Origin of the sequence: Burkholderia sp. AU4i, from assembly GCF_000466765.1 — a bacterium.
In the GTDB taxonomy this organism is placed as follows: Bacteria; Pseudomonadota; Gammaproteobacteria; order Burkholderiales; family Burkholderiaceae; genus Burkholderia; species Burkholderia cepacia.
The window spans coordinates 1-682 of the sequence record NZ_ASSI01000330.1; the positions used below are offsets into that span (position 1 = coordinate 1).

Below are 682 nucleotides of genomic sequence, written 5' to 3' on the forward strand. Positions count from 1 at the left end.
CCGTTGCCGACGAGATCGTCAAGGCCGGCGGCAAGGCGATCGGCGTCGCGATGGACGTGACGAACGAGGAAGCCGTGAACAGCGGTATCGACAAGGTGGCCGAAACGTTCGGCTCGGTCGACATCCTCGTGTCGAACGCGGGCATCCAGATCGTCAACCCGATCGAGAACTACTCGTTCTCCGACTGGAAGAAGATGCAGGCGATCCACGTCGACGGCGCATTCCTGACGACCAAGGCCGCGCTCAAGCACATGTACAAGGACGATCGCGGCGGTGTCGTGATCTACATGGGTTCGGTGCACTCGCACGAAGCGTCGCCGCTGAAGTCGGCGTACGTGACGGCCAAGCACGGTCTGCTCGGCCTGGCCCGCGTGCTGGCGAAGGAAGGCGCGAAGCACAACGTGCGCTCGCACGTCGTGTGTCCGGGCTTCGTGCGCACGCCGCTGGTCGACAAGCAGATTCCGGAGCAGGCGAAGGAGCTCGGGATCAGCGAAGAGGAAGTGGTGAAGAAGGTGATGCTCGGCAATACGGTCGACGGCGTGTTCACGACGGTGCAGGACGTCGCGCAGACGGTGCTGTTCCTGTCGGCGTTCCCGAGCGCCGCGCTCAGGTCCGCCGCATCGACGGCCTGCTTTTCCGTGGGGGCGCGCGGCTTCACTGCATGAACCAGCCGTGGCTGACG

The 682-nt window shown here is 64.5% G+C and carries 1 protein-coding gene; it reads left to right on the forward strand.

Annotated features, from left to right (window positions below; translation table 11 throughout):
• Nucleotides 1–665, forward strand: a 665-nt coding sequence (locus tag L810_RS42000; RefSeq protein ID WP_051392400.1) for a 3-hydroxybutyrate dehydrogenase, incomplete at its 5' end; no start/stop codon positions are given.
• Between the last annotated feature and the right edge of the window lie 17 nt (nt 666–682).